General features: G+C 41.1%; 14 protein-coding genes and 1 tRNA gene. 7 read left to right on the top strand and 8 right to left on the bottom strand.

Annotated features, from left to right (window positions below; translation table 11 throughout):
* The first annotated feature begins 128 nt into the window (after positions 1-128).
* The 5 genes from cysM (at position 129) to FTT92_RS13375 (ending at position 6,366) form a co-directional block, all read left to right on the top strand.
* Positions 129-1,049, top strand: coding sequence for a cysteine synthase CysM (cysM, locus tag FTT92_RS13395; protein ID WP_078191278.1), 921 nt, complete (start codon positions 129-131; stop codon positions 1,047-1,049).
* 32 nt (positions 1,050-1,081) lie between these two features.
* Positions 1,082-1,900 (top strand): 3'-5' exonuclease, encoded by an 819-nt coding sequence (locus FTT92_RS13390; RefSeq protein WP_180085553.1) that lies wholly within the window; start codon positions 1,082-1,084, stop codon positions 1,898-1,900.
* A 6-nt stretch (positions 1,901-1,906) separates the two neighbouring features.
* Complete coding sequence (rlmD, locus tag FTT92_RS13385; RefSeq protein WP_180172352.1) at positions 1,907-3,295, top strand: 23S rRNA (uracil(1939)-C(5))-methyltransferase RlmD; 1,389 nt, start codon at positions 1,907-1,909, stop codon at positions 3,293-3,295.
* Positions 3,296-3,328: 33 nt separating this feature from the next.
* On the top strand, positions 3,329-5,635 hold the full coding sequence (locus FTT92_RS13380; protein WP_078194183.1) for a bifunctional (p)ppGpp synthetase/guanosine-3',5'-bis(diphosphate) 3'-pyrophosphohydrolase: 2,307 nt from the start codon (positions 3,329-3,331) through the stop codon (positions 5,633-5,635).
* Positions 5,636-5,715: 80 nt separating this feature from the next.
* Complete coding sequence (locus FTT92_RS13375; protein WP_180172351.1) at positions 5,716-6,366, top strand: hypothetical protein; 651 nt, start codon at positions 5,716-5,718, stop codon at positions 6,364-6,366.
* 62 nt (positions 6,367-6,428) lie between these two features.
* Here FTT92_RS13375 and secF read toward each other — a convergent pair whose 3' ends face one another.
* The 8 genes from secF to queA form a co-directional block, all read right to left on the bottom strand.
* On the bottom strand, positions 6,429-7,391 hold the full coding sequence (secF, locus tag FTT92_RS13370; protein ID WP_180085547.1) for a protein translocase subunit SecF: 963 nt from the start codon (positions 7,389-7,391) through the stop codon (positions 6,429-6,431).
* 10 nt (positions 7,392-7,401) lie between these two features.
* Positions 7,402-9,300 carry a protein translocase subunit SecD gene (gene secD, locus FTT92_RS13365; protein WP_111885819.1) on the bottom strand — a complete coding sequence of 633 codons (1,899 nt, stop codon included), beginning with the start codon at positions 9,298-9,300 and terminating at the stop codon, positions 7,402-7,404.
* A gap of 54 nt (positions 9,301-9,354) precedes the next feature.
* Complete coding sequence (gene yajC / locus FTT92_RS13360; protein ID WP_078191271.1) at positions 9,355-9,684, bottom strand: preprotein translocase subunit YajC; 330 nt, start codon at positions 9,682-9,684, stop codon at positions 9,355-9,357.
* Positions 9,685-9,790: 106 nt separating this feature from the next.
* Complete coding sequence (tgt, locus tag FTT92_RS13355; protein ID WP_078194179.1) at positions 9,791-10,921, bottom strand: tRNA guanosine(34) transglycosylase Tgt; 1,131 nt, start codon at positions 10,919-10,921, stop codon at positions 9,791-9,793.
* A gap of 80 nt (positions 10,922-11,001) precedes the next feature.
* Positions 11,002-11,898: a DUF4303 domain-containing protein gene (locus FTT92_RS13350; protein WP_180085545.1), complete on the bottom strand. Its 897-nt coding sequence runs from the start codon at positions 11,896-11,898 to the stop codon at positions 11,002-11,004.
* Between the two features lie 80 nt (positions 11,899-11,978).
* Positions 11,979-12,545 (bottom strand): LemA family protein, encoded by a 567-nt coding sequence (locus tag FTT92_RS13345; RefSeq protein WP_078191268.1) that lies wholly within the window; start codon positions 12,543-12,545, stop codon positions 11,979-11,981.
* Between the two features lie 54 nt (positions 12,546-12,599).
* Complete coding sequence (locus tag FTT92_RS13340; RefSeq protein ID WP_180172350.1) at positions 12,600-13,628, bottom strand: hypothetical protein; 1,029 nt, start codon at positions 13,626-13,628, stop codon at positions 12,600-12,602.
* Positions 13,629-13,649: 21 nt separating this feature from the next.
* The gene (gene queA / locus FTT92_RS13335; protein WP_180024560.1) at positions 13,650-14,690 is read right to left on the bottom strand and encodes a tRNA preQ1(34) S-adenosylmethionine ribosyltransferase-isomerase QueA; all 1,041 of its coding nucleotides are present in this window, start codon (positions 14,688-14,690) and stop codon (positions 13,650-13,652) included.
* 178 nt (positions 14,691-14,868) lie between these two features.
* Here queA and FTT92_RS13330 point away from each other — a divergent pair.
* A tRNA-Leu gene (locus tag FTT92_RS13330) sits at positions 14,869-14,955 on the top strand.
* A gap of 297 nt (positions 14,956-15,252) precedes the next feature.
* Entirely contained in the window at positions 15,253-15,753 is a 501-nt protein-coding gene (locus FTT92_RS13325; RefSeq protein WP_180172349.1) for a hypothetical protein, read from the top strand.
* The last annotated feature ends 165 nt before the right edge of the window (positions 15,754-15,918 follow it).

The following is a 15,918-nucleotide window of genomic DNA, read 5'->3' as shown; positions in this document are numbered from 1 at the left end:
CCCGAATATTAGCATGGATTATTTAAAACTGATTGTGCTTTAATCACTTTCGCGAAAAAGCGAGGCAAATGGGTGCAGGCAAAGGCATTTTTTCATACAATAGGCGCACCTCGATATAGGTGTGAATAATGAGTAATACAACCCCTGATTTTCAAGCAGACGATTTTTTATTAGACCATTACGTCGGCAACACGCCGTTAGTGCGTTTACAGCGTCTGGCAAGTCATACTCAAGCAACAGTATTAGCCAAGTTAGAAGGCAATAACCCAGCGGGTTCGGTCAAAGATCGCCCTGCATATAACATGATTATGCAAGCGGAAAAGCGTGGTCAGATTAAACCGGGTGATACGTTGATTGAAGCGACGAGCGGAAACACAGGGATTGCTTTAGCTATGGTTGCAGCAATGCGTGGCTATAAAATGACCTTGATCATGCCTGCAAGTTCTAGCCAAGAGCGTAAAGATGCCATGCGTGCCTACGGTGCTGAACTGATCGAATCTGAAAACATGGAAGAAGCACGTGATCTTGCCCTTCAAATGGAAAAAGACGGCAAAGGTTTAGTCCTAAACCAGTTTGGTAACCCGGACAATGTGGAAGCACATTACCTCACTACGGGGCCTGAGATTTGGAAACAAACAGGCGGTAAAATTACACATTTCGTCAGCTCAATGGGAACCACTGGGACCATTATGGGGATTTCGAAATATTTAAAAGAACAAAATCCGGATATTCAAATTGTCGGTTTACAACCGTCTGAAGGCTCAAATATTGCTGGTATTCGCCGTTGGCCACAAGAATATCTTCCTACGATTTTTGACCCTTCACGTGTTGATCGCATTATGGATATTCCGCAAATTGAAGCGGAAAAAACGGCTCGTCGTTTAGCACGTACAGAAGGTATCAGTGCAGGTACCTCATCGGGTGGTGCGGTATGGGCTTCAGTTAAATTGGCTGAAGAAAATCCGGATGCCGTGATTGTTTGCATCGTATGTGACCGTGGTGACCGCTACTTGTCTACTGGTCTATTCTCTGTTGTTGATCCTGAATAATTACAGTGGCCGATCGGCACTGGTGAGTACTTATGCGTTTACCTGTTTTAATTTTTGATATCGAAACACTGACAGATTTGAAGTCAGGTGCGCATTTGTATGGACTGGATCTGCCTGAGGTGGATTTAGATGCAGCGCTGACTAAACTGCGTCGCCAAGAGGCGGGCACGGATTTTCAGCGTTTGGCCTTGCATGAAATTGTCTGTATCTCTGGACTATGGATTGATGAAAAGGGCATGAAGTTGTTTTCATTTAGCCGTGAAGACAATAGCGAAGCGGAAATTTTAAAAAAATTCGTTTCTATTTTTGAAAAGCGTCATCCGACCTTGGTCAGTTGGAACGGTTCGCAGTTTGATTTGCCTGTAATTTTGTTCCGTGCCATGTATCACGGACTATCTGCACCAAGTTTGTTCGATCAGGGCGAGATTGATACGCAAAAGCGCTATAATAACTACCAGAATCGTTATCATCATCGTCATGTAGATTTGATGGATGTCATGGCCATGTTCCATGGTCGTCATTTTCAAAAACTTGACGATGCAGCACATTTACTCGGTTTCCCCGGTAAACGTGGTGATGGTGGCTACCATGTGCCTGAATATGTACGCGAACAACAGTGGACGGAACTGACCAGCTACTGTGAAGGTGATGTGCTCAATACATGGTTGATTTATTTACGCTGGCTGTTGCTGAAAGGACAGTTATTGTTAAATGATCATCAGCACCTGATTCAAAGTACGATTCAATATTTACAAACTCAGCCGCAACACGCTGACTTTTTATCGGTATGGCAGCAAACCTCGCAGCGCACCGAATTCACCCAATCTGATTTCCTATCTTCCACACATTAGGTACGCATGAAACACAAAGCCAAACCCCAAAAAGCCCAACAACCCATTTATACATTTCAGGTTGAATCGCTTTCACATGAGGGGCGAGGCATAGCGCACTTTGGGACGCATCCAGATCATCCTGCAGAAAAACACGGTAAGAAAGTCTTTATCCGTTATGCCTTGCCGGGTGAAACCGTGCGTGCGCGTATTACCAATGTCGTTAAGCGCCTTGAAGAAGCAGACAGTCTGGAGTTGCTGAGTGAAGAGTCTACACTACGAGTAAAACCGGCCTGCCCACATTATGGGGTCTGCGGTGGTTGTAGCATGCAACATATCCATCCCGACGAGCAAATTCGTTTAAAACAAGATGTTTTACAATCACATTTGCAACATTTTGCTGGGATACAACCTGATCAATGGTTAGCTCCTTTACGTTCATTGCGTGAAGATTACCGTCGCAAAGCACGTATTGGTGTGCGTTACCTATCTGCAAAAGATAAGCTTGTGGTTGGCTTTCGTGAAAGCCAGTCAAATAAACTGACTTCGATTGACCGTTGTATGGTGTTGGATCGTGAGTTTGGCTCCATCACCACACTCAAACAATTGTTACAAAGTCTGCAAGGTAAAGCAGATATTGGGCATATGGAACTGGCCATGGGAGATCAAGAAATTGCCCTCCTAATTCGTCATACGGCGGAACTTTGCGCGGAAGATGTCAACCAATTAGTAAAATTTGCGTTACATAAAGAGTGGCAACTGTACTTACAACCTGAAGGGCCAGACAGCTTACATCGTGTGGATCATCCCGATGCACCGATGCGTCTGCACTATGGTCTAAGTGACTTTGCTGTGGAATTTGGCTTTAATCCTCAGGACTTCACACAAGTGAATTCCACGATTAATCCGCAAATGGTGAAACTGGCATGTGAATTGCTTCAGTTACAACAAGGTGAGCGAGTTCTAGATCTGTTTTGTGGCTTAGGAAACTTTTCTTTACCACTTGCTCAATGTGTGGGTTCAACGGGTCAAGTCATTGCAGTTGAAGGGAGTGAAGAAATGGTTCAGCGTGGTGCAGAAAATGCACAAAACAATGGCCTTTCGCAACTGAAATTTTATTCACAAGATTTAACAAAAGATTTTTCGCATCATTCTTGGGCAAAACAAGGATTTGATGCATTATTGATAGACCCACCACGTTCTGGTGCAGAAGAAATAATGCGTTATGTGCCCAAATTTTGTGCAAAAAGAATCGTTTATGTGTCATGTAATCCTGCAACACTAGCACGCGATGCTGGAATGCTGGTACAACAAGGCTACCGTTTGAAAAAAGCGGGTGTCATGGACATGTTTACCCATACAGGGCATGTCGAATCGATTGCTTTGTTCGAAAAAGAAAATCAGATAAACGATTAAAAGTTATGAAGCGTAGAAAACTAGGAGTAGGGTATGGTCACAGTACGTGAACAATTACCTGGACGTCTCAATGAGCTGTCTCAGGAAACGACTGTAGAACATGCCGAGCAAGCACAGCATGATTTAGCTGAATGGCTAGAGCGTGTGAGTGGCATGTTTGACGGGGCTCCTCTAAAGCAACTCGAAGAAGTTGCACATCTGACCTTACAGAATGAACTTGAAACAACGGTCAACCATCGCTCGAATACCTTCTATACGGGTATTGAAATGGCGGATATTCTTGCTCATCTGTATGCGGATGAAGATACGTTATCAGCAGCTATGCTGTATCGAAGTGTTCGTGAAGGCGTAACCAGTTTAGAAGAAGTCCAAAGCAAATTTGGCGATCAAGTGCATGCTTTGGTGAAAGGCACGCTTGCTATGGGTAAGTTGTCTGACCTGATTGAGCAAAATAAACGTCTAGAAGATCATTTTAATAATAACCAGCGTGAACATTTGACCGGCATTTATAAAATGCTGATTTCGGTGACCGAAGATGTTCGTGTTGTATTAATCAAACTTTCTGAACGTACCTATGCATTACGTGAGCTAGCGCACTCAACCAAAGAGCGACAAGAGCGTGTCGCACGAGAAATTTTAACCATTTATTCGCCGCTCGCGCACCGTTTAGGGATTGCACAGCTTAAGTGGGAGCTTGAAGATCTTGCTTTCCGTTATCTAGCACCTGAACGCTATAAAGAAATTGCCTCTTTACTGAATGAAAAACGTTTAGAGCGTGAGCAATATATTCAGTTCGTGACAGAAAAGTTGCGTAAAGAACTATTAGATCATGGCATTGAGGCCGAGATTAATGGTCGGGTGAAACACATTTATTCGATTTATCGAAAAATGAAGAGTAAGAACCTGAGCTTTGATCAGCTTTATGACATTCGAGCAGTTCGCGTTTTGGTGGATAATGTACCTGAGTGTTATCACACACTAGGGATCGTTCATCAGATTTGGCGTCATATTCCGCATCAGTTCGATGATTATATTACTAACCCGAAAGCCAATGGTTATCGCTCACTGCATACGGCCGTGATTGCAGAGAACAAATCTTTAGAAGTGCAAATTCGTACGCATAATATGCACGAAGAAGCTGAGCTCGGGGTGTGTTCGCACTTTAACTATAAAGAAGGTTCTAAAACCACAGATTATTCATTTAATCATCGCTTACATTCTTTGCGTGCAGTGCTTGAACATTATCAAGAACGAAATGATGCTAGCGCCCATAAAGAAGATGAGGCTTCTGAAAACTTCGAACAAATCCAAGAGTTTGAAGATTTTGAGAAAATCTATGTGTTCAGTCGTGATGGTGATATCAAAGAATTACCACGCGGTTCAACTGTGCTCGACTTTGCCTATCATGTGCATACTGAAGTGGGCAACAAATGCTATGCAGCACGAGTAAACCAACGTTATGTACCTTTAACCTATACCCTAAAAACTGGGGAACAGGTCGAGATTTTAACCAAGAAAGATCGAGAACCAAACCGAGATTGGTTGGTAAACTCGTTGGGTTATATCAAGACGGCTCGTGCACGTGATAAGTTGCGTCATTGGTTCCGTCAGCAAGACCGTAGTAAAAACTTGGAAGTGGGACGTGAGATTCTGAATAAAGAATTGTCACGTTTGGCGATTCACCCGAAAAGTATCGATTTGAATGATTACTGCAATCATTTTAATGTGAAATTGGGTGAAGATATATTGATTGGCTTGGTGAGTGGTGACATTAGCTTGCATGCTTTAATCAATCAGGTTAACCGTCATATGCACCTCGATCAGGATGAACCTGAACTGGTGTTAAAACCAACCTTGAACCCACGTGCAAGTCATACGCTTTCGGCGCATGGTATTTTGATTGATGGTTTGGACAATGTAGAACTACACATTGCTCAGTGTTGTCAGCCTGTGCATGGTGAATCGATTGCTGGTTATATCACCCTGAATCGTGGCGTAAGTATCCATAAGGTCGCATGTCCGGATTATATCCGTATGATTGGGCAAGAGCCTGAACGTGCGGTTGAAGCGGATTGGGAAATGCAGCCAACTCGTGGTCAAAGTGTGCAAATCGTGGTGGAAGCTTATGACCGTCGTGGTTTGCTTAAAGATCTGACTCAAGTGATTTTCTCAGACCAAATCAATATTCGTCAGGTGAATACCATTTCCGAGAGTGATGGTATTGCCAATATGAAGCTGTTGATTGAAGTGAAAGGCTTGGCGCAGTTGTCGAAACTGTTGGCACGTTTAGAGCAACAACCAGGCATTATTAGCGCACGTCGATTGGTACAAGGTAGCTAAAAATAAAGTTGTATAAAAAACCCGCTGCGCGCGGGTTTTTTTATTATATTGGGGGAGAGAAATTATAAAATTGAGTGCTTATGCTGCCTTCAGAGCTTTTTGAAAAGCGTCGACAGAATTTAACACGAGCTATCGATCATTGGGTGTCAATTGGCCCTTTTAAAAATGGTAAAGCCGTATGTGAACATTTTGGCTTATCAGTTCCTTTAATTTCCCAATTATTAAATAGTCATCGGCAGATTGGAGAGAAATTTGCACGTGAGTTAGAGACACAATTGGAACTCATAAAGGGAAGTTTGGATCATGAAGTTCAATTTATAGAACAAGCCAAAAGTACTACAGAGCAACCAAACTTAGTCCTTTTTGAAATGCAGGTAGTTGAGACACAGGCATTTTCGTTAAAACTGATTTCAAATGATTCATCTCAATATTCAGCATTATTTAAAAACATTCAAGACTTGTATTTGATTCGCATCACAGCATCGTATTATACCCCTGTATTACAAGAGGGTTGGCTTGTGGTCTGTGATGAACGGCGAGGGGTAGAGAGATCGGATCTAGCCTGTGTATATTTGCGAAATGGCTTAAATTTAATTTTAAACGCGATACAGCAAACAGATGATACATGGCAATTTGCAAGTCTAGATCAAAAACGACAGGTAGAATTCCTGCAATCCGATATTAAAAAGTTACATCCTATTATTGCGATTTTGCCTAGCTCATTTATTTAAGGTAGTCGCATAAAAAAACCCATCCGAAGATGGGTTTTGATCTGAACTATAAGTTGAAAAGCTTAAGGAATCTCTTCTTCTTCAAATTCAGGCTTCACTTGTACAATGAAGTCTTGACGGTTCAGGCCACGCCATAACGCGAAGGCTGTACCAATGTAGATTGATGAATATGTACCCACAAATACACCAACAAACATTGCAACAGAGAACCATTTCAGACCATCACCGCCCAGTACCATCATCGCTACAACAACCAGTAATAGTGTCATTGAGGTATGAATGGTACGGCGAAGTGTTTCAGTTAATGCACTGTTGACAACTTCGAGAGGCTCAGCACCACGAATCTTACGGAAGTTTTCACGAATACGGTCAGATACAACGATGTTATCGTTGAGCGAGAAACCGATAATCGCGAGTAGCGCAGCCAAAACTGTTAAGTCAAACGGCCACTGCATCATGGCAAAGATACCAATGGTCACCACGATATCGTGGAATAAAGACAGTACAGCACCTATCGCAAGTTTGAATTCAAAGCGAATAGTGACATAAACCAGCATGAGCAGTAGGGCAAGACCTACAGCGCCAGCAGAACGCACGTAGAGTTCATTACCGACTTGACCGCCAACCACATCAACTTTATGTACTTCTGCTTTATTGCCCGGCAATTGAGCAGCAGTCGTAATGGCTTTGGTTAGGTCTTCAGCTTCAATGTCTTTTTGAACTGGCATACGAACCATCAGGTCGCGGTCAGATCCTAAGGTTTGTACCACAGGGTCTTTAAAACCAGCTTTTGTCAGCGCTGAGCTCACATCGGTAGATTTTACTGGTTGACTATAGTTCAACTCTGCTGCCACACCGCCAGTAAAGTCCAAACCGAGGTTTAGACCTTTGGTGCAAATAAAAAAGATACTTGCGAGCGTTAAAATAATCGATATCAAGGCTGCCGGTTTGGCAATCTTCATAAACGGAATAATGCGCTCGTTGTCAGGACGGCCGTATTGTTTCGGTTGAGTATTTTCAGTCATCTTAGATCTCCTAAATGCTCAACTTCTTCAGGTTACGTTTTTTACCATAAATGATTTGTACGATTGCACGTGTCACAGTAATTGCTGTGAACATTGAGCAGACAATACCAATCATTAGGGTAACCGCGAAGCCTTTAATTGGGCCTGTACCAATTGCGAACAGAATGAAAGCAACCAAGAATGTGGTTAAGTTGGAGTCAAAGATGGTGTTATACGCACGATCATAACCCGCAACAATCGCCTGTTTCGGCGAGGCACCCCATTTAATTTCCTCTCGTATCCGCTCACAGATCAGTACGTTGGCATCGACCGCCATACCAATGGTAATTACGATACCTGCAATACCCGGAAGGGTGAGGGACGCGCCAATCCAAGACATGATGGTTAAAATCATGGCAAGGTTAACCACGAGTGCAAAGTTGGCAATCAAACCGAACACACGGAAGAAGACGACCATCCAAATCGCAACCAATAAGAAACCGATTTGAGTTGATAATACGCCTTTGTCGATGTTTTCTTGACCGAGACTCGGACCAATCACACGTTCTTCCACGAAGTACATTGGCGCTGCCAAAGCACCTGCACGTAACATCAATGCAAGTTCAGATGCTTCTTGAGGTGAATCTAGACCGGTAATACGGAACTGAGAACCCAATACAGCTTGAATAGTTGCCGCATTGATGACTACAGATTCGGTATAAGGTGTACGAACTTCAGTTTGTGTACCTGTTGCAGGATCTGCAACATAACTAATTTTTTGTTTGTTCTCGATGAACAAAACAGCCATTCGTTTGCCTACAGCATTACGAGTAGCTTCAGACATCAACTTACCGCCCGCAGTATCTAAAGTAATATTTACTTCAGCACCACCTGTATCTTGGCTAAAGCCTGATGACGCATTTTGTACACGTTCACCTGTTAAGATACGGTTACGGTTAAGCAATAATTGACGACCGCTGTCCAAAGATTCATAAGCAAATGCTTCTGTACCTGGCGGTAATGAGCCTTTTGCTTGACCTGTGTAAGGATCGATATATTGATCATTTAAGTCAGAAACTAAGCGGAACTCAAGGTTTGCAGTACGACCAAGTACACGTTTTGCTTCAGCAGTATCTTGTACACCCGGTAATTCAACCACAATACGGTTGCTACCTTGGGTTTGTACCAATGCTTCCGCTACACCTAACTCGTTAATACGGTTACGTAAAGTCGTTAAGTTTTGGTTGACAGCATAAGACTGAATTTCTTGTTTACGTGTATCTGTGTAGCTTAAACGCAGTGTTGAACCTTCAGTTGTTGCAACCGCTTGTTGAGTATATTCATTGCCGTTACGACGAAGGAAATCCATAGCTGCAGAACGGTCATCATTATTTGCAAATTGCATCGTAATGGTGTTGTTGTTCAAAGATAAGCTATTGAATTTTAATTTATTGTCGCGAAGTTGGCGACGTAAGTCAGCCGCAGACGTTTCCATACGTTGTGAAATGGCTTTATCCATATCCACTTCGAGTAGGAAATGTACACCACCACGTAAATCCAGACCCAGCTTCATTGGTTTAGCACCAATTTTTTGTAGCCATTCTGGCGTAGTAGGCGCAAGGTTCAGTGCGACGACATAATTTTCACCGAGCCCACGACGCAGTGCTTCTTTTGCTTTTAATTGTTGTTCGCTCGAATCAACACGTAATAAAGCGGCATTATTGGTGAAGCTATTGTCATGGCTGGCAATATTTTCAGATTTTAAAATCTGCTCTGCTTTTTGTACGATGCTTTGGTCAATCTGGGTACCGGCTTTGGCACCTGAAATTTGAACAGCAGGTTCATCAGGATACAAACTTGGCAGGGCATATAATGTACTGATGACTAGTACCACTAGAATCAGTAGATATTTCCATGCTGGGTAACGCATTCGTTTTCTTCTTAAAATGAAAAAAGCCGTGCGGGTGCACGACTTATTTTTTGATTAAAGGTTATTTAGAGTGCCTTCAGGCAGAACTGAAATCACACTTGCGCGTTGTACTTTTACTTCTACGCCACGGTTCAGTTCAACAACTGCAAAATCACCTTCGATTTTTGTGATTTTACCCATTAAACCGCCCGCAAAAACAACTTCACTACCAACACCTAGGCTTTCAATTAGTGCACGATGTTCTTTTGCACGTTTTGATTGAGGGCGCCAGATCAAGAAGTAGAAGATTGCGACAAATACCGCAATCATCAACAGGTTTGCCATCATGCTTGGTTGCTGTGCAGCTTCACCTGCCGCGTGAGCAGTAGAAATAAAAAGGCTCATTTCATTTTCCTAAACTAAAAAAACTGGTTATCAATACTTTGATAAATAAATTGGACTTGTTCAGCAATTTACCTTGTCTTTTTCTTCAGCGCAAATACTGAAAGAATTAATCTTGAGGACAAGGTGGCACTTCCATGCCGCGACGACGATAAAAGTCTTCAACAAACTCATCAAAAGTGCCATGATCGAGAGCATCACGCATCGCTTCAGTTAGACGTAGGTAATAACGTAAGTTATGAATAGTACCGAGCATCGAACCGAGCATTTCGCCGCATTTCTCAAGATGGAAGAGATAAGATTTGGTGAAATTTGTACAGGTATAACAGTCGCAATGTGGGTCAAGCGGACTTTGATCATGACGATATTTGGCATTGCGAATACGCACTAAACCGTCAGTCACAAAATAATGACCATTACGTGCATTTCGTGTTGGCATTACACAGTCAAACATATCGACACCGCGACGAACTGCTTCTACGATATCTTCTGGTTTACCGACACCCATCAAGTAACGTGGTTTATCCGCAGGCATTTTCTCTGGAAGATAATCCAATACTTTGATCATTTCTTCTTTAGGTTCGCCAACAGACAAGCCACCAATGGCATAACCATCAAAATCAATTTCTTTCAGACCATTTAAAGATTCATCACGTAAATCTTCATACATGCCGCCTTGGATAATACCAAATAGTGCATTACGGTTTTTCAGCACGTCATGATGTTGAGTCTTACAACGTTTCGCCCAACGCAATGAAAGCTGCAGTGATTTTTGCGCTTCTTCATGTGTCGCAGGATAAGGCGTACATTCATCAAAAATCATAACGATGTCTGAATTCAGTGTGTGCTGAATATCCATCGAAATTTCAGGAGATAAAAAGACTTTAGAGCCATCAATCGGAGAGCGGAAAGTCACGCCCTCTTCTTTAATTTTTCGCATAGCGCCAAGACTGAAGACTTGGAAACCGCCTGAATCTGTCAAAATCGGGTTATTCCATTTCATGAATTGGTGTAAACCACCATGTTCACGAATGACATCTAGGCCTGGGCGAAGATATAAATGGAAGGTATTGCCCAAAATAACTTGGGATTTAATTTCTTTAATGTCACGTGGGAGCATGCCTTTTACAGTACCGTAAGTACCGACAGGCATGAACATAGGTGTTTCAACAACACCATGTTCAAGGGTTAAACGGCCGCGACGAGCACGGCCCGATTGCGCCAATTTTTCAAACTTCATACAAGGTCCAGATCAAGGCGAAAAAACAGTTCGCTGATGGTAAGAGTGCTAAAAGTGCTCTATTTTCCTTGATTCTGCGGTTAAACGCTAGCTTTGTCGGGTGTTAAGTCTGTAAATTTATAGATTGCGTCTTGTGACAAGGCTTCATCTGAACTCTTGGCATTAAAATAGAACTGGTTAATTCGCTGCAAAATTTCTTCTTTTTCCATCGCAAATGTGCCTTTCGGGTCCGATGTCATGGCCACGATACTGTCAATAAGCTTTTGAATATAAGGATTCGTGGTTGCATAGCTTTTTTCTAAGCTTAAAAGATAGACTTCATTAGCTACATGTAAATAGTTATAAGGTTGTATTTCAACGATTTGTGCTAAATCAATCAGCAGGTCTTTATCATACTGAGACAGCTTCATACGCTTGGGTAAACTGTCGAGCTTGAGGGGGTGTTTGGATTTGAGAAAATCGTCAAGTTGTGTACTTGGAGGATTTAAAACCTGAGCTGAATAAATTTCTATTTCGGGCTGTGTCGGGACCGTGATAAAAAACAGAATATTGTCCAGTTCTATGCCGTAGGACTGAACCAAGTCGAATTTTGTTTGTTGTATGGCATTGAGCAAGATTGAAAGATGGTTAGCCGATTCAGACTTTATCGTAATTTTTATAGAAGATGGATCAAGGTTTAAATGGCCCACTTCATTTACAGATGTCAGTTTAAACTGCGCCAAGTCTTGACTTAAAGCCAGTAGGCTACGATAGCGCCATTTCGACACATTCCATCGATCATGCGCTGCAAGATATTGAGCAGAATCTTCATCTTCGGCAAAAATACTACGCTGCGTAGAGACTGCGATATAGTCCATGGAAAAATAGGGATTGAACACCAACGTACATGCGTAAATATGGTCGTCTTGGTGCTGCTCATAGAGTTTGAAAAACGCCTGAATCAGCACATTTTTCAGTGCATTAATTTGATTTTGCATATTTTATTTTTCTTTCTAGTTTTGGAGGTGCTTGATCACCTCATCATTATTTTTTTACTTTTGTGCATTAAAGCCCGAACTTAAAAGTTCGGACGATAATCAAAATTTTGGCTGGCAGCTTGATCGCGGAAAGGGCGAACCGCTTTTTTACTCAGCAATAGCGTATTAATAATATTGTTAGGAAACACTTGAATGTGGTTGTTGAACAACTCGACGTTGCGGTTAAAAATAGTAATCGCCGCACCGACATTTTCGTTTTGTTCTTCAATTTCATTCATCATTTTCAGATAAATATCATTGGCTTTGAGCTCAGGATAGTTTTCAACCACAACATTCAGACTGCGCATCAGATCTTGATTTAAGGCTTCGATACGCTGTAATTGGCTGACATCGGTACTGTTTACGTTCAAATTCATAATATTTTGACGGAGTTCAGTGACTTTTGCCAAAGTCCCTTGTTCAAAATTGGAATATTGCTCCACCAAAGGCTGTAATCCATCTAAAATTTTGATTTTTTGACGTTCATAACTGGCTACATCTGACCATGCACGAATGGTTGCATTGTGATGTCGGACAATGTTGTTGCGAATCATGATTGCACCAATCACCAATGCAATGATGATTAAAACAAAGATCAAAAGCCCCATAAAATTTTATCCTCAAGATAAAAGGTCGTAATTTAAAACATTATTGTATGAAATCTATTTTAAAAACTGCGTTAAATCGTTTTTCAAATTTTCTAAAGCATTTAATTTAAAGGTTCTGAGATGTCCACGCAATGCCGAAACATCCTGAATTCGTTTTGCTTTACTACTGACTTTAAATAAATCTGTAGAGCCAAGATAGCACATTACTCGGTGGCTCGGATGAAATAGCAGATCACCTTCACGGTTTTGAAAAAAATCCGCTAGTCGGAGGACAAAGCCCGGGCTGAGCAATTTAGCGATTTCCATTTGGTTCTCGCCATAAAACTTTAATTTTTGATTGGTTTGAATGTCACTGCTGTGCCAAGGAAAACTATAGGGATAGCCAAAGTTTTTGCCTGTTGCAGATACGGCTAGTCCATGGATGCCAATATCAAAAACAAATACGCCCCACAGGTCTTTATGAATTTCTTTAACCGTGACTTCATCACCGTCTTTGTCACGTACTTTCAGTTCATTCACATAGTGATAATGAAAGACCATGACCTGATGCTGTTGCTGATTTTCATCTTCCCAAACAGTGCTCGCGAAGGTCTGAATATCATTCGAAAGGCTGCCTTGTTTAAACACGGGGAACATACGTTTAAGATTGCCAATAAATTGTAGATTATTCAGTGGCATCGAAATGTATTGAGGCTGTCGGTTAAAAGCCAATTGGTATTTTTTTGCGATGCATTCGGTTTCCAAAAACGCAATAACATCTTCGAGCGGGTCATCTTTTTCATAGCTAATATAAGCCCAGAACACCATGGCCAACCCCGCAGCAAAGCAAAGCTGTGCCCAGCCATGATCGGGCTGAATCACGATGAACAGCATGAAGCCGATACCCAACGCAGCTAAAGCTAGGGGGAGTAAATTTTCAAATTTGAGTGTAATGGGAGCATTCCATGGATGCAGTCCATCGAGGAGCTCTTGGTGTGTTTTGGCGTTTCGGCCTATATCCCAGAGCCGAGCGATATTCTGAAAAACCACAGCATTCTTTTTTCGACGAATATGGATGGAGTGCTTTACAGAATCTATCGGCATAGGGATGATTTCGGCGTAATTTTATTTGTGGTTAATATTATCAATTAACATCGCATCACCATAACTAAAGAAGCGATATTGGCTCTCGACGGCATGGTGATAGGCATTCAAAATATTATCTCGACTGGACAACGCTGACACTAACATCAGCAAGGTAGATTCAGGTAAATGGAAGTTGGTAATTAAACGATCGACTACTTTGAACTCATAACCTGGGTAGATAAAGATCTGTGTATCACCAGTCCAACCCTTGAGTTCGCCGCCATTGGCTTGAGCTGCACTTTCAGTCGCGCGAGTCGCTGTAGTACCGACAGCAATGACTTTATTGCCACGTGCTTTTGTTTCACGGATTAAAGCCATAGATTCTTCTGATACGTCACACCATTCGCTGTGCATGATGTGATTTTCAATGTCATTGGTACGTACGGGTAAGAATGTACCTGCACCCACATGCAAAGTGACAAAGGTTTTATTCACACCTTTGTCCGCCAATTTTTTGAGTAGCGCTTCATCAAAATGTAAGCTTGCTGTTGGTGCTGCAACTGAAGCCAATTTGGTCGGATCGTTAAAAACAGTTTGGTAACGTTCGGTATCAATCGCTTCTGCTTCACGGTTAAAGTAAGGCGGAATCGGTAAAGCACCGTATAAATCTAAAACTTGTAAAATAGGCTGTGAAAATTCCACAACAAATAAGTTTTCATGACGGCCTTGAACGGTCACTTTAACTTCGTCTGGACCAATAAATAATTCTGCACCTTCTTTAGGCGTATTACTGGCTTTAATGTGGCAATGTGCGGTTTTTGGGTCAAGAATACGTTCAACTAAGACTTCAACTGCACCGCCAGTTGCTCGTTTGCCTTTTAAGCGGGCTTTCATCACTTTGGTATCGTTTAGTACCAATAAGTCACCTTCATTGAGCAAGTCTAAAATGTCAGTGAAATGATGGTCGTGATATTCACCATTGAGATCGAGATGGAGCAGGCGTGATGCACTACGTGTTTCAAGCGGATAGCGGGCAATGAGTTCGTCAGGGAGATTGAAGTTAAAGTCAGAAAGTTGCATGTTAAAAAATCTGAAAAGGGGATAATGAAATTTGGCTTAGTATAAGCTTTTTTGAGTTTTAACGCTGAAATTGATGGATTATCCATCTAAAAATTCTTATACGGTTTATTTTTAATCAAATGAGAACATGATGCGTTGACAAGTTTTTGAAACAGTTTATTATACGTTTCAACACCTTCCCGAGGTGGTGAAATTGGTAGACGCGGTGGATTCAAAATCCACTATCAGAGATGATGTGTCGGTTCGAGTCCGACCCTCGGGACCAAAATTCTAAAAGACCCCAAGCTTATTAAGACTTGGGGTTTTTTATTGTCTGAAGGAAATTAAAAATAAGATATTTGGTAATTATGCTCTAAAGCTTTTGGATAACTTATAAATGATTTGAGAAATAAATTTTTAATAAAAAATAGGGGTGTATATGTCAGCAAATTTAAATGCAGAACTAAACTTGAATCAATTTGCATTATAATTATTGGAAAGTATTTATGGGTTGGAATTTATTTGTGTACTTATTTTTCTTGTGGTGATGGTCTCTAGTATTTAATTTCTTGCTAAATCTGGCGTGATTTCAGGGTTAAGAGATTATAGTGATTACAAGCGGCGAAAAAAGAATGAATATATTGATGAACAAGAAAATCTTCTCAAGGAAGATACTTTAACTGAGTTTTCTAATGAGTTGAAATATCATTTGAAAGTCGCAAAGTTAGCAAATTATTTAAATGTTAAAAATAAAAATAAAAATAAAAATAAAAATAAAAATAAAGATATAGATTTGCTTAAATACATTTTGTCTTGCTGTGATAAAGATAGGGCCGTTAGATTATATAAAAGGGGGCAGGAGTATTTGGAAAAAGATGAAGTAAGTCGTAAATATGAGCTGAAGAAAAAATATACAAAGAATAAGATAAAATGGTATGGGTATTGCGGGACGATTTTATATTTTTTCATTAATGCTATTGGTTGTGCTCCATATATTGTTATTACTTATATTAGTTTTGTTTATAGTGAGAGTATCTCAACGTTACCTAGTGAATTGAATTACCTTTTAATTTGTTTTTTATGACATTTTTTATCATTTCAATGTTTGTTTGATGGCATTTCCTAAAACCTGAAGCAGCTAAGAATTTCTTGGAATTAGAGAAAATTAATCTCAGTTCCTAAAAAAAGGTTTATTCAGGGATAAAAAAACCAGCGCTTTCGCGCTGGTTTTTTACATCACTAACTCGCG

Origin of the sequence: Acinetobacter sp. YH12023 (assembly GCF_013420135.1) — a bacterium.
GTDB lineage: Bacteria > Pseudomonadota > Gammaproteobacteria > Pseudomonadales > Moraxellaceae > Acinetobacter > Acinetobacter amyesii.
This window is presented reverse-complemented; position numbering and strand designations above follow the sequence as displayed.

Bases quoted from the DNA above. Each gene is read 5' to 3' on its own strand.
- FTT92_RS13350 (WP_180085545.1), bottom strand. From the start codon at position 11,898: ATGCAAAATCAAATTAATGCACTGAAAAATGTGCTGATTCAGGCGTTT.
- secF (WP_180085547.1), bottom strand. From the start codon at position 7,391: ATGACTGAAAATACTCAACCGAAACAATACGGCCGTCCTGACAACGAG.
- tgt (WP_078194179.1), bottom strand. From the start codon at position 10,921: ATGAAGTTTGAAAAATTGGCGCAATCGGGCCGTGCTCGTCGCGGCCGT.
- FTT92_RS13390 (WP_180085553.1), top strand. From the start codon at position 1,082: ATGCGTTTACCTGTTTTAATTTTTGATATCGAAACACTGACAGATTTG.
- cysM (WP_078191278.1), top strand. From the start codon at position 129: ATGAGTAATACAACCCCTGATTTTCAAGCAGACGATTTTTTATTAGAC.
- FTT92_RS13340 (WP_180172350.1), bottom strand. From the start codon at position 13,628: ATGCCGATAGATTCTGTAAAGCACTCCATCCATATTCGTCGAAAAAAG.
- FTT92_RS13375 (WP_180172351.1), top strand. From the start codon at position 5,716: ATGCTGCCTTCAGAGCTTTTTGAAAAGCGTCGACAGAATTTAACACGA.
- yajC (WP_078191271.1), bottom strand. From the start codon at position 9,684: ATGAGCCTTTTTATTTCTACTGCTCACGCGGCAGGTGAAGCTGCACAG.
- FTT92_RS13380 (WP_078194183.1), top strand. From the start codon at position 3,329: ATGGTCACAGTACGTGAACAATTACCTGGACGTCTCAATGAGCTGTCT.
- rlmD (WP_180172352.1), top strand. From the start codon at position 1,907: ATGAAACACAAAGCCAAACCCCAAAAAGCCCAACAACCCATTTATACA.
- FTT92_RS13345 (WP_078191268.1), bottom strand. From the start codon at position 12,545: ATGGGGCTTTTGATCTTTGTTTTAATCATCATTGCATTGGTGATTGGT.
- queA (WP_180024560.1), bottom strand. From the start codon at position 14,690: ATGCAACTTTCTGACTTTAACTTCAATCTCCCTGACGAACTCATTGCC.
- secD (WP_111885819.1), bottom strand. From the start codon at position 9,300: ATGCGTTACCCAGCATGGAAATATCTACTGATTCTAGTGGTACTAGTC.